At 71.4% G+C, this 22,807-nt stretch carries 21 protein-coding genes; 9 read left to right on the top strand and 12 right to left on the bottom strand.

Features of this window, described 5'->3' with window-relative positions; all coding sequences use genetic code 11:
* The first annotated feature begins 164 nt into the window (after positions 1–164).
* Genes istA through AC5YDA_RS12215 form a run of 4 tightly spaced genes read left to right on the top strand, consistent with a single transcriptional unit; the run spans position 165 to position 3,405 of the window.
* Entirely contained in the window at positions 165–1,874 is a 1,710-nt protein-coding gene (gene istA, locus AC5YDA_RS12200; protein ID WP_496192733.1) for an IS21 family transposase, read from the top strand.
* On the top strand, positions 1,871–2,674 hold the full coding sequence (istB, locus tag AC5YDA_RS12205; protein WP_496189084.1) for an IS21-like element helper ATPase IstB: 804 nt from the start codon (positions 1,871–1,873) through the stop codon (positions 2,672–2,674). Before istA ends, istB begins: the two co-directional genes overlap by 4 nt.
* Positions 2,664–2,846, top strand: coding sequence for a hypothetical protein (locus AC5YDA_RS12210; RefSeq protein ID WP_496193036.1), 183 nt, complete (start codon positions 2,664–2,666; stop codon positions 2,844–2,846). Before istB ends, AC5YDA_RS12210 begins: the two co-directional genes overlap by 11 nt.
* Positions 2,836–3,405 (top strand): hypothetical protein, encoded by a 570-nt coding sequence (locus AC5YDA_RS12215; RefSeq protein ID WP_496189337.1) that lies wholly within the window; start codon positions 2,836–2,838, stop codon positions 3,403–3,405. The genes AC5YDA_RS12210 and AC5YDA_RS12215 overlap by 11 nt, the downstream gene beginning before the upstream one ends.
* A gap of 42 nt (positions 3,406–3,447) precedes the next feature.
* Here AC5YDA_RS12215 and AC5YDA_RS12220 read toward each other — a convergent pair whose 3' ends face one another.
* Positions 3,448–4,764, bottom strand: coding sequence for a class I SAM-dependent methyltransferase (locus AC5YDA_RS12220; protein ID WP_496189336.1), 1,317 nt, complete (start codon positions 4,762–4,764; stop codon positions 3,448–3,450).
* A 423-nt stretch (positions 4,765–5,187) separates the two neighbouring features.
* Between AC5YDA_RS12220 and AC5YDA_RS12225 the strand changes: the two genes are divergently transcribed.
* Positions 5,188–6,420 carry an MFS transporter gene (locus tag AC5YDA_RS12225; RefSeq protein WP_496189335.1) on the top strand — a complete coding sequence of 411 codons (1,233 nt, stop codon included), beginning with the start codon at positions 5,188–5,190 and terminating at the stop codon, positions 6,418–6,420.
* 117 nt (positions 6,421–6,537) lie between these two features.
* On the opposite strand, the gene AC5YDA_RS12230 is transcribed toward AC5YDA_RS12225, so the two are convergent.
* The 3 genes from AC5YDA_RS12230 to AC5YDA_RS12240 are packed head-to-tail and all read right to left on the bottom strand — an operon-like array spanning position 6,538 to position 8,566.
* The gene (locus AC5YDA_RS12230; RefSeq protein ID WP_496189334.1) at positions 6,538–7,005 is read right to left on the bottom strand and encodes a hypothetical protein; all 468 of its coding nucleotides are present in this window, start codon (positions 7,003–7,005) and stop codon (positions 6,538–6,540) included.
* A gap of 29 nt (positions 7,006–7,034) precedes the next feature.
* Positions 7,035–7,265, bottom strand: a complete 231-nt coding sequence (locus tag AC5YDA_RS12235) for a HypC/HybG/HupF family hydrogenase formation chaperone (RefSeq protein WP_496189333.1) — start codon at positions 7,263–7,265, stop codon at positions 7,035–7,037.
* A 5-nt stretch (positions 7,266–7,270) separates the two neighbouring features.
* Positions 7,271–8,566, bottom strand: coding sequence for a nickel-dependent hydrogenase large subunit (locus tag AC5YDA_RS12240; protein WP_496189332.1), 1,296 nt, complete (start codon positions 8,564–8,566; stop codon positions 7,271–7,273).
* Between the two features lie 23 nt (positions 8,567–8,589).
* On the opposite strand from AC5YDA_RS12240, the gene AC5YDA_RS12245 reads away from it, so the two are divergent.
* Positions 8,590–8,964: a hydrogenase maturation nickel metallochaperone HypA/HybF gene (locus tag AC5YDA_RS12245; protein ID WP_496189331.1), complete on the top strand. Its 375-nt coding sequence runs from the start codon at positions 8,590–8,592 to the stop codon at positions 8,962–8,964.
* Here AC5YDA_RS12245 and AC5YDA_RS12250 read toward each other — a convergent pair.
* The 6 genes from AC5YDA_RS12250 to AC5YDA_RS12275 all read right to left on the bottom strand — a co-directional run bounded on the left by AC5YDA_RS12250 (position 8,937) and on the right by AC5YDA_RS12275 (position 14,916).
* The gene (locus tag AC5YDA_RS12250) at positions 8,937–9,404 is read right to left on the bottom strand and encodes a HyaD/HybD family hydrogenase maturation endopeptidase (protein ID WP_496189330.1); all 468 of its coding nucleotides are present in this window, start codon (positions 9,402–9,404) and stop codon (positions 8,937–8,939) included. The two genes, AC5YDA_RS12245 and AC5YDA_RS12250, sit on opposite strands and share 28 nt — an antisense overlap.
* Complete coding sequence (cybH, locus tag AC5YDA_RS12255; protein ID WP_496189329.1) at positions 9,401–10,642, bottom strand: Ni/Fe-hydrogenase, b-type cytochrome subunit; 1,242 nt, start codon at positions 10,640–10,642, stop codon at positions 9,401–9,403. The genes AC5YDA_RS12250 and cybH overlap by 4 nt, the downstream gene beginning before the upstream one ends.
* The gene (locus AC5YDA_RS12260) at positions 10,639–12,387 is read right to left on the bottom strand and encodes a nickel-dependent hydrogenase large subunit (protein ID WP_496189328.1); all 1,749 of its coding nucleotides are present in this window, start codon (positions 12,385–12,387) and stop codon (positions 10,639–10,641) included. Before AC5YDA_RS12260 ends, cybH begins: the two co-directional genes overlap by 4 nt.
* 1 nt (position 12,388) lies before the next feature.
* A complete protein-coding gene (locus AC5YDA_RS12265) occupies positions 12,389–13,591 on the bottom strand; it encodes a hydrogenase small subunit (RefSeq protein WP_496189327.1) in 1,203 nt (400 codons plus the stop codon).
* 153 nt (positions 13,592–13,744) lie between these two features.
* Positions 13,745–14,530 carry a hydrogenase nickel incorporation protein HypB gene (hypB, locus tag AC5YDA_RS12270; RefSeq protein WP_496189326.1) on the bottom strand — a complete coding sequence of 262 codons (786 nt, stop codon included), beginning with the start codon at positions 14,528–14,530 and terminating at the stop codon, positions 13,745–13,747.
* Positions 14,531–14,532: 2 nt separating this feature from the next.
* On the bottom strand, positions 14,533–14,916 hold the full coding sequence (locus tag AC5YDA_RS12275) for a hydrogenase maturation nickel metallochaperone HypA/HybF (RefSeq protein ID WP_496189325.1): 384 nt from the start codon (positions 14,914–14,916) through the stop codon (positions 14,533–14,535).
* A 200-nt stretch (positions 14,917–15,116) separates the two neighbouring features.
* Here AC5YDA_RS12275 and hypF point away from each other — a divergent pair, with 200 nt between their 5' ends.
* Positions 15,117–17,420 (top strand): carbamoyltransferase HypF, encoded by a 2,304-nt coding sequence (gene hypF / locus AC5YDA_RS12280; protein WP_496193037.1) that lies wholly within the window; start codon positions 15,117–15,119, stop codon positions 17,418–17,420.
* A gap of 28 nt (positions 17,421–17,448) precedes the next feature.
* Here hypF and hypE read toward each other — a convergent pair whose 3' ends face one another.
* Positions 17,449–18,549 (bottom strand): hydrogenase expression/formation protein HypE, encoded by a 1,101-nt coding sequence (hypE, locus tag AC5YDA_RS12285; RefSeq protein WP_496189323.1) that lies wholly within the window; start codon positions 18,547–18,549, stop codon positions 17,449–17,451.
* A 65-nt stretch (positions 18,550–18,614) separates the two neighbouring features.
* Between hypE and AC5YDA_RS12290 the strand changes: the two genes are divergently transcribed.
* Together AC5YDA_RS12290 and hypD are read left to right on the top strand one after the other, a co-directional pair.
* The gene (locus AC5YDA_RS12290) at positions 18,615–18,884 is read left to right on the top strand and encodes a HypC/HybG/HupF family hydrogenase formation chaperone (protein ID WP_496189322.1); all 270 of its coding nucleotides are present in this window, start codon (positions 18,615–18,617) and stop codon (positions 18,882–18,884) included.
* Positions 18,881–20,029, top strand: a complete 1,149-nt coding sequence (hypD, locus tag AC5YDA_RS12295) for a hydrogenase formation protein HypD (RefSeq protein ID WP_496189321.1) — start codon at positions 18,881–18,883, stop codon at positions 20,027–20,029. Before AC5YDA_RS12290 ends, hypD begins: the two co-directional genes overlap by 4 nt.
* Positions 20,030–20,223: 194 nt before the next feature.
* On the opposite strand, the gene clpB is transcribed toward hypD, so the two are convergent.
* Positions 20,224–22,803, bottom strand: coding sequence for an ATP-dependent chaperone ClpB (clpB, locus tag AC5YDA_RS12300; RefSeq protein WP_496189320.1), 2,580 nt, complete (start codon positions 22,801–22,803; stop codon positions 20,224–20,226).
* Between the last annotated feature and the right edge of the window lie 4 nt (positions 22,804–22,807).

Here is a 22,807-nt window from a genome sequence, read left to right on the forward strand (position 1 = left end):
TGTCGCCTGCCATGAGCATGGGACCGGGGTAGCGGGTTTTCTGCCAGGTTCATGGGACCACTTGGATTGCCAGTCATGGGACCACCCGGCGTGTCTTGCCGGTGGGTCCTGGGTCGGCTCGTTGGATCGCCGTGTCGGTGTCGCCGTCATGGAGGTCTACGGGCGTGGGATTCAGGGAGGTCAGTGTGGTTGAGGTCAGGGAAGTACTCCGCGGCTGGCTCGAGGGCGCCGGGCTGCGGACAGTCGCCGAGCGGGCGGGGGTGGACCGCAAGACGGCCCGCCGCTATGTGGCCGCCGCGCAGGAGGCCGGTCTGCAGCGGGACGCGGGGTTCACGGCGGTCGATGACGACCTGGTCGCTCAGGTGGTGTCGGCGGTGCGTCCGGCCCGCCCGAACGGGCACGGGACGGCGTGGGAGGCCCTGGAAGCCCGCCAGGAGCAGATCGCGGTGTGGTTGGCCGGTGACGGCAAGGACGCCAAGCCGTTGTCGGTGGTGAAGGTCCACGAACTGTTGGCGCGGCAGGGGTGTGTGGTGCCGTATCGGACGTTGCACCGGTTCGCCGCCGAACGGTGCGGGTTCCGCGTGAAGGACACCACCGTGCGGGTCGCCGACGGCGAGCCCGGCGTCGAGCTGCAGGTCGACTTCGGACACCTGGGCTACCTGACCGGCGAAGACGGTCGCCGGCGGAAGGTCCACGCCCTGATCTTCACCGCCTGCTACTCGCGGCACCTGTTCGTCTGGTTGACGTACTCGCAGACGTTGGTGGCGGTCATCGCCGGCTGTGAAGCGGCGTGGGCGTTCTTCCAGGGTGTGTTCAAGGTGCTGATCCCCGACAACATGAAGGCCATCGTCACCGACCCCGATCCGGTGAACCCGCGCCTGTCCCAAGGCTGGCTCGATTACGCCCAACACGCCGGGTTCGGCACCGACCCGGCCCGCGTCAGATCACCGAAGGACAAACCGAAGGTCGAGCGGGCGGTGCAGTACGTCCGCGGCAACTTCTGGGCCGGTGAGGTGTTCACCAGCCTGGAGGAAGCCCAACAACGCGCCACGGTGTGGTGCGCCGAGCGGGCCGGGATGCGGATCCACGGCACCCTGCAGGCCCGCCCGGCGGAGGTGTTCGACGAGCACGAGGCCGGGGTGCTGTTGCCCGTCCCGCCGGCGTATGACGTGCCCGTGTTCAAGACCGTGAAGGTGCACCGCGACTTCCACGTCGAGGTCGCCCGCGCCCTCTACTCGGTGCCCGGCGCCTACCTCGGCCACCAGCTGGACGTGCGCGCCGACCGGGAACTGGTCAAGCTGTACCACCGGGGCCGGCTGGTCAAGACCCACCCCCGCCAAGCGCCGGGGGGCCGATCCACCGACCGCGACGACCTGCCCGCAGAGAGGTCCGGCTACGCGTTACGGGACCTGACCCGCCTGATCAGCACGTGCGCGGTCCACGGGTCGAGTATCGGGATCTACGCCGAGCGGCTCCTGGACGACCCGCTGCCGTGGACGCGGATGCGCGCGGTGTACCGGCTCCTTGGGCTGGTCCGCCGCTACGGCAACGGGCCGGTCGAAGCCGCCTGCTCCCGCGCCCTGGACCTCGACGTGGTGTCGGTCACCAAGATCGCCTCCATGCTGGAGCGGGCCACCGAGGACACCCTGCCGCTGCTACCGACTGGCACCATCCCCGGCGGCCGGTTCGCCCGCCAACCCGCCGAGTTCGCCACCCGGCCGACGGCCTTCGCCAGTGACCGGACCAGCCCCGCTGCCATCCAGGGGACCACCCCTGCCAGTCACCGGACCCCCACCGCCGGCGGTCCGGTCGCCACGTTGACCCTGGTCCGCGACGACGGACCCGACACCCTCTTCGAGGAGGAGCACCGATGACCACCATGACCAGACCCCCGGCGCCGGTCGACCCGGTCGGCGTCGACCTGACCCGCACCCTGCGCGCCCTGAAGCTGGGCGGCATGGCCGACACCCTGCCCGAACGGCTCCACCTGGCCCGCCAGCAACAGCTGGGCCACGCCGCGTTCCTCGAACTCGTCCTGTCCGACGAGGTCACCCGCCGCGAGGGCCGCTCCGCGACCCTCCGCGCCGCCAAGGCCGGCCTGGACCCCACGATGCGGCTGGACACCTTCGACGACCAACCCGACCTCACCTACGACCGGCACCTGTGGTCCGACCTGACCACCCTGCGGTTCGCCGAAGCCGGCACCGGCGTCCTCATCCTCGGCCCCGTCGGCGTCGGCAAAACCCACCTCGCCACCGCGCTCGGGCACATCGCCATCCGTCGCCGCCTGACCGTCGGCTTCCACCGCGCCGACAAACTGTTCACCCGGTTGCGGGCGGCCCGGCTCGACAACACCCTCGAGGCCGAGCTCCGACGCCTGACCAGCATCGACCTGCTCATCGTGGACGACTTCGCGCTGCGGGCCCTCGACGCCACCCAAACCAACGACTTCTACGAGATCGTCGTCGAACGTCACCGCCGCGCCGCCACGATCTGGGTGTCGAACCGAGAACCCGCCGAATGGCTCGGCCTGACCACCGACGCCCTCCTCGCCCAATCCGCCATCGATCGACTCACCTCAGGCGCGCACACCCTCGTCGTCGAAGGCCCCTCCTACCGCCAACGCGGGCGCGTCACCGTTGACCCCAGAAACGAGGTCCGCCATGCTCGATAACACTTCCAAGTGGTCCCATGCTCGTGGCAACACGGTGGTCCCATCACGCTGGCAAGCGACAACCCCCGAGGCGATCCGCGCGGCCGCGAACTCCACCGGTCTCCCGGTCGACTCCATCACCGAGGTCTCGGAGCTCACGCCCTACTTCTACAGGACTCCCGATGCCAACTAGGACAAGGCCAGCCGCAGCCACGATCGCCGCGACAGCCGTACTCCTCACCGCCCTCGCCTCGGGAGCCGCCGCTCATGAGGACCTGGGCGCGGGCGGGGGGGACCTCTCGATCGCGCGGGCGACCTCAGCGCGAGACCACAACACGGCCTTTGCCGAGGCGGACGGCTACGTTCTCCCGCCGGTGGGGCCGCTGCACGAGTGCATCGCCTCGCGTGATCCCCTGCACCCCGGCGGGATGGGGTACCACCTCATCAACGGTCCCGCCGTGGGAGACGCAGTTCTCGACCCCGCGACACCGGAGGTGCTCGTCTACGAGAAGAAGCCGGATGGCGCCATGCGTCTCGTGGCACTCGAGTACGTCGTCTTCAAGGAAGCCTGGGAGGCGGAGAACGGCCCGACCGTGCCCCACCTGTTCGGCCGCGCCATGACGGAGGTCATGGAACCGAACCGGTACGAACTGCCGGGCTTCTACCAGATCCACGTCTGGCTCTGGAAGCACAATCCGTCCGGCCTGTTCGCCGACCACAACCCGAGAGTGAGCTGCCCGCCGGTCGGCTGACGGCGATGGAGCACTGCGCAAGACACATGCCAGTGCGTTGCGTCAGTCCCAGGCGCGCCTGGTGGCCGGCATGTGGGAGGCGCCGTCGGCGGTCGGGAGGACGCCGAGCACCTGGTGGAGGGACATCGCCCCCTCGTCGAAGCCAACGGCCGCACCCGCCATGTAGAGCCGCCAGACCCGGGCGCGTCGGCGGCCGATGAGTTCCTCGGCGCGGTCCCAGGATGCCTCCAGGCGGGCGACCCAGGCCCGCAGCGTGCGGGCGTAGTGCTCGCGAAGTGACTCGACGTCCCGCACCTCGAATCCGGCGCGCTCCATCGCCAGCACCGACTCGCCCACGTCGATCAACTCCCCGTCGGGAAACACATAGCGCCCGACGAACGAGTTACGGTCGATCTTCCCGCCGCCAGGTGCCGAGATGGCGTGGTTGAGCAGCCGGCACCCGGGCCGCAGCGCCGCGCGCAGGGTGGCGTAGTACCGGTCCAGGTTGCGGTGTCCGACGTGCTCGGACATGCCCACCGACGCGATCGCGTCGAACACCTCACCGTCGAGTCGGCGGTAGTCCTGGACTCGGATGTCGACCCTGTCCTGAACTGCGGCGGCACGCGCCCGCTGCCCGGCCAGGGCGGCCTGCTCCCTACTGAGGGTCACGCCCACCACGGACGCTCCGTGGTGCACGGCTGCGTGAATCGCCAGCGATCCCCAGCCACAGCCCACGTCCAACAGGCGCATTCCCGGCCGCTCGGCCAGCCCGAGCTTGCGACAGATCAACTCGTGCTTGGCCACCTGAGCGTCGGCCAGCCCCACAACCGGGTCGACGGTCAGGTCCACGTAGCGGGCGCACGAGTAGGTCATCGACTCCCCAAGCACGAGCCGATAGAAATCGTTGCCGATGTCGTAGTGGTGGGTGACGGCGGCCCGGTCACGCCCGAGCGTGTGCCGCCAACCGCGCAGTCGCGCCTCTTCCGGGGGAGGCGTCAGCGAGCGCCCGGCGCCGAGCGTTCGCGCCGCTGACACCAACGCGGGGATGGAGCGCATCCTCCGCCCCGGTGAGGGAGCGGCCCCATAGAAGATGTCGCGCAACGCCTTGACAGTCGCGTAGAGGTCGCCCTCGACCTCCAGTTCCCCGGCCACGTACGCCCGGGCGAAGCCGAGCTCGTTCGGAGCCCGCACGATGCGCCGGAGCGCGTCGGGGGAGGCGAATCGAAGCGTTCCCACCGGATCCGACCCCGGGATGCTCGAACCATCCCAAAAGGCCAGATCCAGCTGCGGCGTCACGACGCGCAGGCCCCGCAGCGCCTCTCCGACCAGCGTTGCGGCCGTGGGGCGGCTGCCCGCCTGCGGGGTAGTAGCTCTCGTCATGGCCCCCCCTTGGAGCGATGCGACCGATGATCAACACCTGGCTGCCCATCGTTTGAACGCAACGAGCCTAGTCGCCGACGGAACGCCCTGCCACGCGTATGGAGTGGAGCACCTGGCCTACGGCGAAGGCATCCCGTTCGCCGCCGCGGAACTGCCATGCGCCAGCGATCGCCACGCCTCAGCCGCCCGTGACGGGGACGGCTGCTTTCTCGTCCGCGAACCACTGCGGAAGTCGGGATTCCCTTCGCTGGGGGACCACCACGTGGCCGAGGACTCCCCTGACGGACTGGCCGGGCCGGATCCGACGAATCCGGGACGCAACGACCCAACGGGCTGAAGCCGTGACCGGCCGGCCCCGGCAACTCGCTGCGAACAGGCGGCACGATGGTGGACTCTCCCCTGGCCAAGGGGAGAATTGCCCGCATGCGCATGTACCGGGACGTCCTGAGCCTGCCGGGCGCCTGGCAGTTCAGCGCCGCTGGGCTGCTGGCCCGCTCGGGCGGCGCGATGATGGGGCTCGGCATCGTGATGATGGTGTCGGCGCTCTACGGCAGCTATGCGCTGGCGGGCGGGCTGGCCGCCGCGAACGCGATCGCCTGGGCCGCCGGCACCGCCGTGCTGTCGAACCTCGTCGACCGGTACGGGCAGCGGCGGGTCATGTGGCCGGCTGCCATCACCTCGGCGGTGATGCTGTCCGTGGTCGTCACCCTGGCCGTGCTCGGGCTTCCCGCGTGGACCCTGTTCGCACCGGTGATCCTGAGCGGGGCCACCGCTGGCGCGCCGGGCGCACTGGTCCGGGCACGCTGGAACCACCTCACCTCGAACCCGCACCAATTGCACGCGGCCTACTCGCTGGAGTCGACGCTCGACGAGATCACCTTCATCGTCGGCCCCGTCGCCGCCACCGCCCTCTCGACGGGCGTGCACCCGGCGGCCGGGGTCGCCGCTCCCGTCGTGCTGGGCCTCCTCGGCGCGCACCTGTTCTACTCGCAGCGGAGCACCGAGCCACCCCTCCACCCCAGGACGTCCGCAGATCGCTCGCGCGCCCCGCGGCAATTCGTGCTCGGGACGCCCGGCGTCGCCGCCGTCGTCGCCATCAACGTGCTGATCGGAGGCGTGTTCGGCTCGATCGACGTCAGCGTCGTCGCGGCCACGAGCGACTGGGGCGTCCGGCCCGCAGCGGGCATGGTGCTCGCGGTGTTCTCGTTCGCCTCGGGCATCGCCGGCTTCGCCTACGGTACTCGCGCGTGGCGTTCGCCTGTGCCCGGGCGTTTCGTCTGGGGTGTCGTGGCCATGTTCGTCGCCACGGGGGCACTCGTCTTCGCGCGCTCGGAATGGGCCCTGGCCGGGGCCGGCCTGCTGGTCGGGGCGACGATCGCCCCCACCCTGATCAACGGCAACACCCTGATCGGACGCCTCGTGCAGCGCCACAACCTCACCGAGGGCCTGGCCTGGATGAGCACCGGCCTCGGGATCGGCGTCGCGGTCGGCTCCAGCCTCGCGGGGGCGTTCATTGACGCATCCGGCTACAGCGGTGGGTTGCTCGTGGTCGCGGTCTTCGCCGGGGCCGCCGCCGGGATCGCACTCCTCGCCCTGCGCGGGCTGCACCGCGCGGACGCCGCGGCTGGGGCGTCCGGCCTCCCGGGCGACCGCTAGGACCCATCGCCAGGTAGCCGGGCCGGCCCGATTGCGCCGCTGGGCGGACCAGGCTCCTCCGGCGTCGGGTGGGAGACGCCGGCGACCGTGGAGTTGATGCCGGGGGCAGAGACCTGATCAGGGTGTTCGGCCGTTGACACCTGGCCCCGAGGGCGCGCTGGCGGCCCACACCGGCCTGATCAGTTGCGACCCGAACTGTCGCCCGTCGATCACCCCGGACGCCGGGGTCGCACGAGCACTGCTGACGGGTGAGGTTGGTCTGGCGCCGTCAACCCGACCGTGGCATGGACCCGGCCGCTGAGGCTGGGACACCCCGGCCAAGGCCGCAATGGATGACGTCATGTCCCGGACGAAGGCATCCAGAACGGCAGGACCGACTCGATCCAGGGACAGGTACGGGTTGAGGTCCTCAAGCTCGACGAGGAGGAGGCCGCCGTACCGTGTGCGGCAGGCATCCACGCGCTGGATCCCGTGCTCGATGTCGTTCCAGTCGATGAACCGCTGCGCGAAGGACAGATCGGCCTCGGTCGGTTCGTAGGGTTCAAGAACGCACCATCGGCGACAGAGGTGGGCCTCGTGCGACACGTTCGGCCACCTTCCTGACGTGCCGGTCGCTACGTCGGTGGTTCCAGCATGCCGAGCGCGGCCCAGGTCCTCAGCGAGTCCTCGGCCTCCTCGGGGGTGAGCAACGTCATCACGAACCCGCCCTGGATCAGGACGAAGTCGCCGACCTGTGCCTCGGGGAGGTAAGCGAGGCAGACATCCTGCTCTTGGCCGGCCAAGTCGATGCGCGCCATGGGCATCGGCCCCGGCGAGATCGTCAGGATCCGGCACGGCACTCCCATGCACATCAGCGCACCTCCTGCGTCCCGCGATCGGGTCCGACGACGTCGACCCTCAGCCCCATGCCGCCCGGCGGTGCCGAGGACACGGGCAGGCAGGGGTCCGCCTCGCGGATCGAGTCCTCGAGCCGGGCGGCGCGGTCGGCGTCCGGGACGGCCGCCGCGGCCGTGAGCAGCCGGGCCAGCCAGGGCTCGTTCTGCGCCGTCGGCGTGACGATGCGCGCTGAGGTGAGGAGGCCCTCGGCGTCCGCGGTGTACGTGTGGACCAGCAGGCCTCGGGGCCCGTCGACCCAGCCCGTGCCGACCCGCGACCCGCGCGGACCCGGAACGAACGCCACGTCAGGGGCGTCTTTCGGCCCCGGTTGCCGGCTGGCGCGGCCCCGGAGCGCGGCGAGGATCTCCCCGACCACCTCGGCGGCGTGCAGGGTGACCACCGCCCGCGCGGCGCGGGCGCCCCCATCGGTGGCGAGCCAGCGTTCGCGGAGTTCCGCGGCCAGGGGCGTCCGGGGGGCGCCGACGCGCAGCTGGGCCACCGGCCCGACCCGGTAGAACCCCGCGCCCGGGCCGAGCACCGCGAGGTAGGGCCGGGACGCCGGCGCGCCGGGACGCTCCTCCAGGACGAGCCTCGGCCACGCGTCAGGCGCCGCGGCGTCCACGAGCACCGTGGCGTCGGCGGACACCGCCCGCAGCCGCTCCCCGAGTAGGTCGGGACGGCCGTCGGCGTCCACGAGCGCGACGTCCGGGCCGGCGAACCCGTCGTCGACGGCCCCCGACGCGCCGGTGAGCGCGTCGGCCACCGACCGGGCCGCGGCCACGGCGTCCGGGACCTGCGCGGCCAGCGTGGCAACGGCTGCCGGGTCGACGCCACCCCGGACGCCGCCGGGCACCGCCGTCGTCGGGAAGTGCCCCGGCGATCCGGACGCCGCCATCGCGGCCTTGCCGACGCGGCGCAGTAGCACCGCGGCGTCGCGATCGACGGACGCGAGCCGCAGCGCGTGGCCCTCCAGCACCGACCCGTGGTGCAGCAGCCGGCGGACGGCCTCCGCCTGCGGGGGCACCACGAGCCCGCCCAACGCGTCCAGCGCCCGGACTCCGGCGAGGTGGTGGGCGGCCGGGCAGATGCCGCACAGCCGTTCCACCACGCCCGGTGCCGAGGTGACCGGCTGGCCGACGAGCAGCCCGTCGACCCGCGGCAGGCCGACGAGGTCGAACCAGGCCTCGCGCGTTTGGCCGTCCTCGTCGACCTCGACCACCACCCGGGCGCCGAAGGGGTCGACCACCTCGTTGAGCGTGATACGCGTCACGCCGCACCTGCGAGAATGAGTCGGTGCACGAACTCGGGATGCTCACCGGGGTGGTCGCCGCGGTCGAGCGCGCCGCGGCCGACGCGGGCGCGCGGGTCAGCGCCGTGGCGCTGCGGGTCGGGTCGCTGAGCGACACCGTCCCCGAGGCGCTCGAAGGGTCGTGGCCGATCGCCACCCACGGCACGCCCCTCGCCGGGGCAGCGCTCGTGGTCGAGCAGGTCCAGGCCGCGGTCTGGTGCCCGGCCTGCGCTGCGCAGCAGCCGGTCGACGAGTTCTTCGCGCTGGTCTGCCCCGTGTGCGGGACGCCGACCGGCCACCTGGCCCAGGGCCGTGAGTTCGAGATCGCCTGGGTCGAGTGGGACGTGCCCGGTCAGCCCAGCCACTCGTCCAGCACCTGATCCGCGAGGTCGATGGCGGCGGGCAACGCGTCCGACACCTCGTCGCTCAGCCCCAGCCGGAGGTCGACGGACGCGGGCACGACGCCCACCACCTCGACCGCCTCGGGTTCGCTGCCCAGCAGGCGGACCGCTGCGAGGACGTCCAGCAGCCCCACCTGGTGCGGCGACAGCTTGGACGCCAGCAGCCGCGGCACCTGGTCCCCGCCGATCCGGACGGCCGTCCCCGGCGCCTGGCGCGAGGCCACGGCGTCCAGGACGAGCAGCCGGGAGGCGTCCTGGACGACGGGCACCAACTCCATGCCGGAGGTCCCGCCCTCCACGTAGGCGACCCGGGCATCCGGTCGGCGCGCCTGCAGGAGGGCCAGAAGTTCGAGCCCGACGCCGTCGTCCCCCATGATCGGGTTGCCGACGCCGAGCACGGTCACCGCTGGCGTCGTCATCCGATCTCCGGGGCGTCGGCCGGCTTCGAGCCGCGGCGGAGCCACACGCCGCCGTTGACCATGCTGGAGACCCCGCCGTGGCGCTCGAGCGAGTCGGCGCGGATCGCGAGGTAGATGTGCGCGATCACGAACGCCCACAGCACGAACATGAAGATCGCGTGGATCAGCCGAAGGGCCGGTACCCCGATCCAGCTCGCCGGCAACGCCACGAACCTCCAGAAGGGGTTGCTCATGTGGTAGAGCGCGTACAGGGACAGCCCCGTGGCCATCTGCAGGACGCCCATGGCGTAGACGCCCGTGTAGGCGAGTTGTTGCAGCGGGTTGTGGGCGAGGTAGAGCGGCGCGTGCTTGCGGAGGAAGAGGTAGTAGGCGGTGACGCGGCCCAGGTTCCTGACGTCCTCGGACTTCTTGAGGGGCCAGAAGGTGGGCCACCGCATGTAGCGGTCCTTCGACCTGAACGCGAGCACGACGCGGGTCGCCCCGATCGCGATCCACAGGAACGCGGCGGTGAAGTGGATGAACCGGATCCACCCCATCAGGTAGCCCGTTTCGATGCCGGCGTGGGCCTGGTCCCCGAAGAAGGGGTCCATGATGTAGTACCCGGTGGCGCTGAGGACGACGATGACGGCGACGTTGCTCCAGTGGAGCCAGCGCAGCAGCGCCGACCAGACGTTGACGCGCACCCAGTCGCCCGGCCTGCTGGCGGCGTCCTCGGCGAACCCGCGCACGCCCGGGGGCCGAAGTACGACGTACCCCTGCATCTGGTAGGGGCCGAGCGACCCGTCGGGCTCGACCCGGGCGGACGCCACCGCCAGCGGCCGGTACCCGCGCATCCCCACCATGTGGGCGTTGCGGCGCACCACCGTGCGCACCTCACGCGGTGGGTTGACGGCGGTGATCACCGCTTCGAGGCTGCCCCGCATCACCATGACGTCGCGGATCACGCCCTCCGTGTCGGCGAACTCGCGGACGCGGGCGAGGGAGTAGCGGCGGTCAGGGCTGGCGGGGTCGAACTCGCCGGTCAGGACCTCGCTGACGCGCAGGTCGGGGCGTTCCTGGGCCAGGATGTCGGCCAGGGCGAGGTCGACCGGATCGGTGGTGCCGGCGGGCGCCGCGGCCGCGAGCAACATCAGGCGTCGAGAACTGAGGGTGCCGACGCTGAACGCGTCCACCACGGTGACGCCCTCGGCCGGCCGCGAACCGCCGGAGAGGGAGCGCTGATCGGACGGGGCGGTCATGGCGTCACGACCTTGAACGGTTCCCCCCCGAGGGGGTCGAGGACGTGCACGGCGCAGGACATGCATGGGTCGAACGAGTGGATCGTCCGCAGGGGTTCGATCGGCTGCTCCTTGCGAGCCAGCGGGTGCGTGCCGTTGCCGGCAAGGGCCTCCTCGTACGGGCTCTGCTGCCCGAGGGCGTCCCGGCCACTGCCGAGCCAGGTCGTGGGCACCACGGCCTGATAGCGCTCCACCTTGCCGCCCTTGATGGTCACCCAGTGGCTGAGGTTGCCACGCGGCACCTCGACCAGCGAGAAGCCGGACGCCTCCTTGGGCCAACTGCTCGGTTCCCACCGCGTGGCGTCGAACACCTTGAGGTCGCCGCCCGCGAGATTCTTCATGAACGTGGGGAACGTGTCGTTGGCGAGGATCTCGGCCGACGTCAGCGCCTCGAGGGCGCGGGAGAAGATGCGTCCCATCGTCGAGTTGATCTGGAGCGGGGTGATGCCCAGCTTGGACGCTGCGGCGTCCACCAGTTCCTTCGTGCGGGGGTGCCCCTGGGCGTACGCCATGACGACGCGCGCCACCGGGCCGACCTGGACGACCTTGTCGTCGTAGCGCGGCGCCTTGGACCACGTGTACTTCTCGTTGTCGGCGAGCCACGTGTACGGGGGCTTGGGGCCGGTGTACTTCACCGTCGTCTCGCCCTTGTCGGGGGTGAGGCCGACCTTGTCGCCGGCGGCGTAGGAGTACCAGGCCGACGACACGTACTCGCTGATCTTGGCCGGGTCGAACGGGTGGACGGTCGCGAGGTCACCGTCGAGGATCACGCCGGGCTTCACGGCGTAGAACGGAGACGACGTGCGCGTGTCCGCCGGGTCGCCGGCGAAGGTCGCGCCGGCCAACCCCACGGCGAGGAAGTTCGGCTGCGCGGCGCCGATGTCGAAGTAGTCCTTGTAGACGCCGGCGATCGCCACCACGTCGGGGTAGTAGCAGTCGCGGACGAACTCGAGGCTTTCAGCGATCCAGTCCGCCACCCGGTCGGTCTGCACCTGGTTGATCGACTCCGGGCTGTCGGGGTCGATGGAGCAGGCCATGCCGCCGACGAGGAAGTTCGGGTGGGGGTTCTTGCCACCGAACACCGTTTGGATGCGGATCATCGAGCGCTGGAACTCCAGAGCGTCCAGGTAGTGCGACACCGCCATGAGGTCGGCCTCGGCGGGCAGTCGGTAGTCGGGGTGATCCCAGTAGCCGCCCGTGAAGATCGACAGCTGCCCGGAGTCGAGGATCCCCTGGATTGTGTTCCTGACCTGCGTGAACCGCTCGACCGTGTTGCCCTTCCACGTGCTGCCGATGGCGTGCGCGAAGGCGACCGCCTTGGCCGGGTCGCCCTTGGCGGCGTTCGCCACGTTCACCCAGTCGAGCGCCTGCAGGTGGTAGAAGTGGATGACGTGGTCCTGGACCTCCTGGCTCCCTTGGATGATGTCGCGGATGAGGCGCGCCTGCTCGGGCGGGTACGATCCGACGGCATTCTCGACCGCCGCGATGGAGGCGATCGCGTGCACGGTGGTGCAGACGCCGCAGATGCGCTGGACGAACGCCCACACGTCGCGCGGGTCGCGCCCCTGGACGATGGTTTCGATGCCGCGGAACTGGGTGGTCTCGGACCAAGCTTTCTTGATCGAGCCGCCCTCGGCCTCGAGCTCGATTCGCAAGTGCCCCTCGATGCGGGTGATGGGGTCGATGACGACGCGTTCGGTGGCCATGTCACTCCCCCTTCGGTCCAGTCTCGGTGGTGGTTGTCTCTTCTGGGGCCGGTGGTGGGGCCTCGCCGAACGCCGACAGCGGCTGGGTGGTCTCGGCCGCCCGTCGCTCGGCAAGCTGGCGGGCTCCGGTGATGCCCGCGTGCACGGCAACGCCGGCCGACACCGCGCCCAGCAGGCCCCAGCCCACCTTCTCGGCGGTCGCCTCGACGCCGAGCCCCGGCACCAGGGGCAGGCGGCTGTAGAAGGGGGTGAACCGGTCGAAGAAGTGCTTCTCCGTGCAGCCGATGCACGGGTGCCCGGCCTCGATCGGCCAGCTGGTCTTGAGGTTCCACTGCACGATCGGGCAGGGGCTGAACGTGCTCGGGCCCTTGCATCCCACGTCATAGAGGCACCAGCCCTCGCGCGCCCCGGCGTCGTCGAAGGTGCGAACGTACTGGCCCGCGTCGTAGTGGGCCCGCCGCGGGCAGCTGTCGTGGATCCGCTGGCCGTAGGCGAACAGCGGGCGGCCCTCGGCGTCCGTCTTCGGGAGGTCGTTGTGCGTGAGGATGTAGGCGATGGTGGCCGTGATGACCTCACCGATCGGCGGGCACCCCGACACGTTGATGACGGGCTTGTTCCTGATGATCTCGTCGACCCCGACGGCGCCGGTCGGGTTCGGGCTGGCGGCCTGCACCGACCCGTACACCGCGCACGCGCCCACGGCCAGGATGGCGGTGGCCTTCTCGGCCGACTCGCGCAGGACCTGCTCGGCGGTCTTCCCGCCGATCATGCAGTAGATGCCGCCGTCCTTGGTGGGCACCGACCCGTTGACCACGAGGATGTGCGGCTCGGCGTTGGTGTCGTGGAGCGCCTTCTCGGCGGCCTCGCCCGCCGCCGCCATCACGAGCTCGTTGTAGGTGACGCTGAGCAGGCTGAGCACCACGTCCTCGACCGTCGTGCCGCCCGACCGGATGGTGGACTCCATACAGCCGGTGCACTCCTGCAGCTGCAGCCACACCACGTTCGGCTTCTTCACGGCCGCCAGCGCATCGGCGATGCGCACGGCGTCCGGGGTGGGCTCCGCAGCGGCGACCGTGGGGGTTCCGACCGCGAAGATGGCGGCGAGTCCGCCGCAGAACTTCATGAAATCGCGTCGACTCACCCCAGCACGCGCGAGGTTCTCCCCGAGCGTACCTGGCTGCCAACCGTTCACCTCGTAAGTCATGGTGGCCTGCCTCAATGCCGTGCCGGATGCGCGGCGTCGTTGCCGCACCACCCAAGGCGAACGGGAGGCCGCACACCCAGGGTGGTCGCATCGTATTGCCCGGGGTCGGGGTTTGTCAGGGGAAACCCGGAGAAGGCCGCGCGATCGTCTCGTTCAGCCGGCCGCGGCGGCCACCCAGTCGACCCAGGCCGCCACCCCCTCGCCCGTCCGGGCCGACACCTCGAAGGTGGTCACCCCGGGGTTCACCTGCTCGAGGTTGCGCCGGAACAGCGCCATGTCGAAGTCGAGGTAGGGGGCGAGGTCGAGCTTGTTGATGACGACGACGTCGACCGCCCGAAACATCACGGGGTACTTGAGCGGCTTGTCCTCGCCCTCCGTGATCGCGTACACCATCGCCTTGGCGTGCTCGCCGACATCGAACTCCGCCGGGCACACGAGGTTGCCGACGTTCTCGATGAGCACGAGGTCGAGCGTCGTCAGGTCGAGCCCGGCGAGTGCCCGCGCGACCATGGGGGCGTCCAGGTGGCACTCGCCGCCGAAGCCGTTGCCCGTGTTCAGCAGGCTCACCTGGGCCCCGAGCCCGGCCAGACGTTCGGCGTCCAGAGGAGTCTCGATGTCCCCCTCGATGACGCCGACCCGCAGGCGACCCTGCAGGGCGGCCAGCGTGCGCTGCAGCACCGTCGTCTTGCCCGACCCAGGCGAGCTCATCAGGTTGATGGCGCGGACACCCGCCGCGTCGAGGGCGGCCCGGTTGTGCGCCGCCAGGTGGTCGTTCTCGGCGTAGATGTCCTCGAGCACCTCGACCCGCTGGCGCCCGGTCGCGTAGCCCGAGTGGTCGCCGATCAGGTCCGGGTCGACGTGGTGGTGGTGCTCGTGGGCGGGGCCGTCGTGGTCGTGCTCGTGGGCTGTGCCGTCGTCATGGCGGTGGAAGCGTCCCATGGTCACCCTCCTTGGGTGGTCGTCGGGGGGGACGCTACCGCGTCCGGGAGGTCGTCGACGTCGATCGCGGACACCCGGAACTCCTCGCCGCGCACGACCCGGGTCGCGGTGCCACCGCAGGCGCCGCAGTCGAAGCGGGGTTCGGCGCCCAGGACGGTCTCGGCGCCGCACGCGTCGCACGCGACGACGGCGGGGACCGCAGTGATCACCAGTTCAGCCGAGGCCAGGTCGGTCCGCCTCACGGTGGCGTGCCACGCGTGGTCGAAGGCCTCCGGCACCACCTGGCGCAGGTGGCCGACCAGGACGTGCACCGTCACGACGCGGCGTCCGGCAGCGGCGCGCGACACGATGCGCGCAACCTGTCGCGACAGCGCCAGTTCGTGCATGGGGGTCCCCTCGGTGGTTCCGGCGCGCGCCAGACTAGCGGCGCCGCGGCAGATACCCCCACACCGGGGCCCGAAGCCCGACAGGGCCACCCCACCCCCGCCTCCGCCGACCCCGGCCACCACACTCACCACCCGGCGAGCCCACCCACCGATGGGCCAAGCGTTTCCCTCAGGGACATCGCTTCACTACAGTGCGCCCCGTGGCGATCCGCAGGGAGTACCTGCTCCGGGGTGTCGTGCAGGGCGTCGGCTTCCGCCCGCACGTGGCCGTCGTGGCCGCGCGCCACCCGGTGACCGGTTTCGTCGGGAACGATGACCTCCAGGTGTTCGTCGAGGCGCAGGGGAAGTCGTCAGGCCTCGACGCCTTCATCGCCGACCTGCTCGCCACGCTGCCCCCGTTGGCCCGCGTGATCTCGACCGCGGTCCGCGACCTGCCGGTGGTGCACGGCGAGGCGGGGTTCCGGATCGTCGGGAGCCGGCGCGCCCCGGGGGCTCGGACGCTCGTCCCGCCCGACGTCGCGACCTGCCCCGACTGCCTGACCGATATGGCCGACCCCGGCAACCGGCGCCACCGCTACGCCTTCACCACCTGCACCAACTGCGGGCCGCGGCTGACGATCATCGAGGACCTGCCCTATGACCGCCCCGCCACGACAATGCGGGAGTTCCCGATGTGCGACGCCTGCCGGGCCGAGTACACCGACCTCGGCGACCGCCGCTACCACGCGCAGCCGATCAGCTGCCACGACTGCGGGCCGCGACTCTGGCTGGCGCCGGCCGGGGCCACGGCCGAGCCGCCGCGGGCGGCCGGGGACCGGCGCGCCCGGCAGGACGCCGCCCTCGCGGACGCGGTGGCGCGGCTCCGTGCGGGGGAGGTGCTGGCGGTGAAGGGGCTGGGCGGGTTCCACCTCATGTGCGACGCCCGTGACCCGGACGCCGTCGCGCGGCTGCGCGAGCGGAAGCGCCGTTCGGGCAAGCCATTCGCGGTGATGGTGCGCGACCTGGCCGAGGCCCGACGGCTCGCCGCCCTTACCGACGCCCAGGCCGAACTGCTGGCGTCCCCGGCCCGCCCGATCGTGATCGCACCGATGGCGTCCACCTACGATCTCGCGGACTCCGTGGCCCCCGGTCTCGCGGACGTCGGCCTGCTGCTGCCCTACACGCCCATCCACACGCTGCTGCTCGAATCGGGGCTGGCGGTCGTGGCCACATCCGGCAACCTGTCCGAGGAACCGCTGTGCTTCACGAACGCCGATGCGCTCGTCCGGCTCGGCGGCCTCGCGGACGCGTTCCTGCTGCACGACCGGGGCATCCACGTCCCGGTCGAGGACTCGGTGTTCCTCGGCAGTGAGGTGACCGTGCCCTCGCGGCGCTCGCGGGGGTACGCGCCCCTGCCGGTCGTACTGCCGGCGGACGGTCCGGTGGTGCTGGCCGTCGGGGGCGAGCTCAAGAACACCTTCGCGCTCGCGACCGGCGACCTCGCGTTCGTGTCGGCCCACCTCGGCGACATGGGCTCGCTCGCGTCACAGCGCGCCTTCGAGGCGTCCGTGGCGCAACTGGTGGGCATCCACCGGGTCACCCCCGAGGTCGTCGCGTGCGACCTGCACCCCGGCTACGCGACGACCGCCTGGGCGGAGCGCTACGCGGACGCCCACCCGGACGTCACGCTCGTGGGCGTCCAGCACCACCACGCGCACGCGCTGTCGCTGCTCGTCGAGCACGGGTTCACGGGGACGGCCGTCGTCGCCGCCCTGGACGGCACCGGCTACGGCACGGACGGCACGATCTGGGGCGGCGAGGTGCTGCGCGTGGGCCCCGACGGCTGGGAACGCACCTGGCACGTGCCCACATTCGGCCTGGCCGGCGGGGACCGCGCGGTGCGGCACCCGTGGCGCGTGGCGCGCGGCCTCGCTGCCGCCTGGGCGCTGGACATCGACCCGACGCCCGCGGTGCGGTTGGCCCCGCCGGCGGAGTTGCGGCTGGTCGACTCCCAGCTGGCATCGGGGGTGGGGGTTGTGGCGACCTCGTCGGCGGGACGGCTGTTCGATGCGGCGTCCGCGCTGCTCGGGATCTGCCTGGAGGCGACCTACGAGGCGCAGGCGGCCATGGAGCTCGAGCGGACGGCCGCGGCCTGGGCCCACGGCTCACCACGGCGCGCCACCTCGACGCCCGATGCCGGGACCGGGGGGACACGGGGAGGCGGTGGGGGGCTCGCTGCGGTGGTCAGCGACCTCCTCGACGACTCCCGGTCGGTCGGCGAGCGGGCGTGGCGGTTCCACGTGGGGCTGGCCGACGCGTTCGCGCAGGTGCTGGGCGCCGAGGCCGCCCGCGCCGGCACCTCGACGGTGGGCATCACCGGGGGCGTGGCGATGAACCGCCTGTTCACCGGACACCTCGTCCGGCTGCTCGACCAGCGGGGACTCACGGTGCTCACCCACCGCACGGTGCCGCCGAACGACGGCGGCCTCAGCCTCGGCCAGGCCTGGGCGGGACGCCTCGCCTGATCGGCTGATCCGCCGCAGCAGATCCGGGTCAGCAGATCCGCGGCAGCGGGTCGCCGACGAGCATGTCGACCATCCGCGTCCCGCCGAAGCCCGTCACCATGACGACGGACGCCGCCAGCTCGGCCACGATGCGCCCGACGAGCTCCGCCTCCTCGCCGCCGGGCAGTGTCCGGACGGCTGCCAGGGCGGCGTCCGCCTCGTCGGCGGGTACGACGGCGACGAAGGTGCCCTCGTTGGCCACGTAGAGGGGGTCGATCCCGAGCATGTCGCAGGCCGCACGGGTCATGTCGTGCACCCGCACGCGCTCCTCGTCGACCACGACCCCCAGACCTGACGCGCGCGCCAGCTCGTTGAGCACGGTGCCGAGCCCGCCGCGGGTGGCGTCGCGCATCCAGCGCGTCCCGGGGGCCGCGTCGAGCAGCGTCGCCACCAGGCCGCGCACCGAGCGCGTGTCGCTGCGGATCGGGGCGTCGATCGCGAGGTCGCCGCGGGCCAACATGACCGCCATGCCGTGGTCGCCGATGGCTCCGGACAGCAACAACCGGTCGCCGCGTCGCACCTGTGCTGCGCCGAGGACCCGGCCTGACGGCACGATCCCGACGCCCGTCGTCGTGATGTAGAGCCGGTCGCACGCGCCGCGCGGCACCACCTTGGTGTCGCCGGTGACGATCCGCACGCCCGCCGCGTCCGCCGCCGTGCGCATCGCCTCGACGACGCGCCGCAGCACGGCCATTTCAAGCCCCTCCTCCAGCACGAACGCCGCCGACAGAACGTGCGGGACCGCCCCCGACACCGCGAGGTCGTTGACCGTCCCGTTCACCGCGAGCTCGCCGATGGACCCTCCCGGGAACTCGATCGGGCTGACCACATAGCTGTCGGTCGAGACAGCGAGCCGCCCCTGTCCGAGGGGCGGCAGGTCGACCACGGCGGCGTCGGTCAGTTCGGCGAGCACCTCGTTGCCGTAGCCGGAGATGAAGATCTGGTCGACCAGAGCGGCCGACGCCTTCCCGCCCGCGCCGTGGGCGAGCGTGACGCGCTCGTCAAGCAGGCGCGGACGCCGTGCCCGGACCTGGGCGATGGTTGCGTTGACGCGACTCTCGTCGTCGTTGAGCCGGTTCTTGGGATCCACGCCGCGATGATAGGCGCACTCGCGCGGCGCTACGATGGTTTCGCCCCACGACGAAGGAGTCGACCATGTGCTTGGGCGTCCCCGCTGAGGTTGTCGAGATCGCGGACCCGGCGGTCCCGCGCGCCCGGGTCGCGATCAGCGGTGTCGAGCGCGTGGTGTCGACCGACCTGCTCCTTGACGAGCCCGTGACCGTCGGTGACTGGGTGCTCGTGCACGTGGGGTTCGCGCTGTCGCGGATCGACGCCGACGAGGCGGCCGCGACCCTGGACCAGATCCGCAGGCTGGGCACCTTCGACGAGGAGCTCCAGTCCTTCTCCACGACGGCGACATCGTGAGGTACGTCGACGAGTTCCGCGACCCGGACGCCGCCCGCGTGCTGGTCCGGCGCATCCACGAACAGGCCGGACGCCTGGGGCGTCCGATTGCCGTCATGGAGGTGTGCGGAGGGCACACCCACACGATCTACCGGCACGGCTTGGAGCACCTGCTGCCCGAGACCATCGAGCTGATCCATGGGCCGGGTTGCCCGGTCTGCGTCATCCCGATGGGCCGCGTGGACGACGCCCTGTGGCTTGCGCGCCAGCCCGGCGTGGTGCTCACGACGTTCGGCGACATGATGCGCGTCCCGGGGTCGCACGACTCGCTGCTCGAAGCCCGGGCGCAGGGCGCGGACGTCCGGTTCGTGTACTCCCCCCTCGACGCCCTCCAGGTCGCGCGCGACAACCCCGACCGCGAGGTGGTGTTCTTCGCGGTCGGTTTCGAGACGACCGCACCGTCGACTGCGGTGACGCTCGAGCGGGCCCGCGCCGAGGGCGTGGCGAACTTCAGCGTGTTCAGCAACCACGTCACGATCGAGCCTCCGCTGCGCGCGATCGTGAACGGCGGCGAGACCCGCGTCGACGCGTTCATCGGGCCGGGGCACGTCGCCACGGTCGTCGGCACGCGGGCGTTCGAGTTCCTCCCGCGCGAGTACAACCTGCCCGTGGTGGTGACGGGCTTCGAGCCGCTGGACATCCTCCAGGCGGTGGCCATGCTGCTCGACCAGTTCACGTCGGGCGCCGTCGCCCGGGGCGAGGCCTCGGTCGGCAACCAGTACGCGCGGGTGGTGCGTCCCGAGGGCAACCCGGCGGCGCTCGCGCTGCTGGCGCGGGTCTTCACCGTGCGGGACACCTTCGAGTGGCGCGGCCTTGGCTGGATCGAGCGCTCCGGTCTGGGCATTGCGGACGCCTACGCCGCCTGGGACGCCGAGCGGAAGTTCGCCGTGCCCGGCGTCCGCGTGCCCGATCCCCCCGCCTGCGAGTGCGGCTCGGTGCTGACGGGACGCATCAAGCCCTGGGAGTGCCGGGTGTTCGGTACCGCGTGCACCCCGGCGACCCCCATCGGCACCTGCATGGTCTCGCCCGAGGGCGCCTGCGCCGCGTACTACAACTTCGGCCGGATCGACCGGGTCACCGCACAGGCGGTCGTCATCCAGGACTGACGCGCGCGTACTGCGCCCTTCCGTGAGCGTCGAGCGCTCAGCGGCAGATCCGTGCCCAGCGGCCCGGTGGACAGGAATGGTTCCCGAATGCACGAGCCGTCCTCCACGCGCGCCGTCCGCGGCCTGCAGCCCACGCGCCGGGACGCGTCGGCTGCAGGCCAGTGAACGGAGCCGCACCTCTCGGCGCCATGGCGTCAGACGGAGACCACCAGGCCCGAGCGGTCCTCGCTCACGTCGAAGGTGACCGTCTGGCCGTCATGCAGGTCCCCGGCCAGCATGCGGCGTGCGAGGGCGTCTTCGATGGTCGTCTGGATCAGCCGCTTGAGCGGACGCGCACCGTAGACCGGGTCGAAGCCGGTCGAGGCGAGCCACTGCTTGCCGGCGTCGGTGACCTCGAGGGTGATCCGACGATCGGTCAGGCGGGAGGCCACCCGCGCCAGCTGGATGCCGACGATGTGGGACAGGTCGTCCTGCGTCAGCGGCTGGAACATGACCACGTCGTCCAACCGGTTGAGGAACTCGGGCTTGAACGCCTGTCGGACGACGCCCATCACGGCCTCGTTCTTGGTCTCGGCACTCAGGTTCGGATCAGCCAGGAACTGCGAACCGAGGTTCGAGGTCATGATCAGGATCACGTTGCGGAAGTCCACCGTGCGGCCCTGGCCATCGGTGAGCCGCCCGTCATCGAGCACCTGCAGCAGGATGTTGAAGACGTCCGGGTGAGCCTTCTCGACCTCGTCCAGCAGCACGACCGAGTACGGACGCCGGCGCACGGCCTCGGTGAGCTGGCCGCCCTCCTCGTAGCCCACGTAGCCCGGAGGGGCACCGACGAGACGGGAGACGGTGTGCTTCTCGCCGTACTCGCTCATGTCGATGCGGACCATGGCGCGCTCGTCGTCGAACAGGAAGTCCGCGAGCGACTTGGCCAGCTCGGTCTTGCCGACGCCCGTCGGCCCGAGGAACAGGAACGACCCGGTCGGACGGTTCGGATCCGAGATGCCCGCGCGCGAGCGGCGGACGGCGTCCGAGACGGCCGCGACCGCCTGCTCCTGGCCGACCAGGCGCTGACCCAGGTGGGCCTCCATCGTCAGGAGCTTCTCGGCGTCGCCCTGCAGCATCTTGCCGACCGGGATGCCGGTCCACGCGCTGACGACCTCAGCGATGTCGTTGGCCGACACCTCCTCGGCGACCATGGGCGTCCGGTTGGCGTCCTCCTCGGACGCGCGCCCCAGTTCGGCCTCCAGCTGCGGGATCCGTCCGTAGAGGATCTCGGAGGCCCGCGTCAGGTCCCCATCACGCTGGGCACGATCGGCCTCCGCGCGCAGGCGGTCGATCTCGGACTTGATGTCACCCACCCGGTTGAGGCCCTGCTTCTCGGCCTCCCACCGCGCCTCCAGGCCGCGCAGGGTCTCCTGCGCGTCCGCCAACTCGGACGCCAGCCGCTCGCGGCGCTCGCTGCTCGCGGCGTCCTGCTCCTTCTCGAGCGCGAACTGCTCCATCGTCATGCGGTCGATGGTGCGGCGCAGGGCGTCGATCTCCTCGGGGCTGGAGTCGATCTCCATGCGCAGGCGGGACGCCGACTCATCGATCAGGTCGATCGCCTTGTCGGGAAGCTGACGGCTGGTGATGTACCGGTTCGAGAGCTGCGCGGCGGCGACCAGGGCGCCGTCCGTGATGCGGACCTTGTGATGGGCCTCGTACCGCTCCCGCAGACCCCGCAGGATGGCGATGGTGTCCTCGACGGAGGGCTCCCCCACGAACACCTGCTGGAAACGACGCTCCAGCGCCGGGTCCTTCTCGATGCGCTCGCGGTACTCGTCGAGCGTGGTGGCGCCGATCATGCGCAGCTCGCCGCGCGCCAGCATGGGCTTGAGCATGTTGCCGGCGTCCATGGCGCCCTCGCCGGACGCCCCCGCGCCGACGACGGTGTGCAGCTCGTCGATGAACGTGACGACCTGCCCCTCCGACTCCTTGATCTCGTTCAGGACGGCCTTGAGCCGCTCCTCGAACTCGCCGCGGTACTTGGCCCCCGCCACCATCGAGGCGAGGTCGAGCGAGACGACGCGACGCCCCTTCAGGCTGTCCGGTACGTCCCCCGCGACGACACGCTGCGCGAGGCCCTCGACGACGGCGGTCTTGCCGACGCCCGGCTCACCGATCAGGACGGGGTTGTTCTTGGTGCGACGGCTCAGCACCTGCACCACGCGACGGATCTCCTGGTCACGTCCGATGACCGGGTCGAGCTTGCCCTCACGGGCCCTCTCGGTCAGGTCGACGGAGTACTTGTCCAGCGCCGACTCGCCACCCTCGGATTCTGCCGAGGTCACCCGCTTGCCACCGCGGCCCGCGTTGAACGCCTCGGTGAGCTTCTCGGGTGTGATGCCGGCGCTGCGCAACACGGGCTGCGCATCGGACGCCACCGCCGCCAGGCCGATCAGCAGGTGCTCGGTCGCGACGAACTCGTCGCCCATCTGCTCGGCGCGGGTCTCGGCCTCCGCCAGCACGCGCGCGAACGCGCCCGAGAGCTGCGGCTGCTGCACCGAGCTGCCGGTCGAACTCGGCAGCTTCTTGATGGCCGTCTGGGCGGCCCGGTCGATCTGGTCGGGGTCTGCGCCGACGGCCTGCAGCAGAGCACCGACGGTGTTGTCCGGCACCATCAGCAGCGCGTGCAGGAGGTGACTCGGCTCCGCGTTGGGGTTGCCGGACGTGAGCGCGTTGCGCAGGGCGGCGGTGACGGCGTCCCGGCTCTTGGTGGTCAGTTTCGCGGTGTCCATGCGG

This window comes from Propioniciclava sp. LT294 (genome assembly GCF_059516005.1).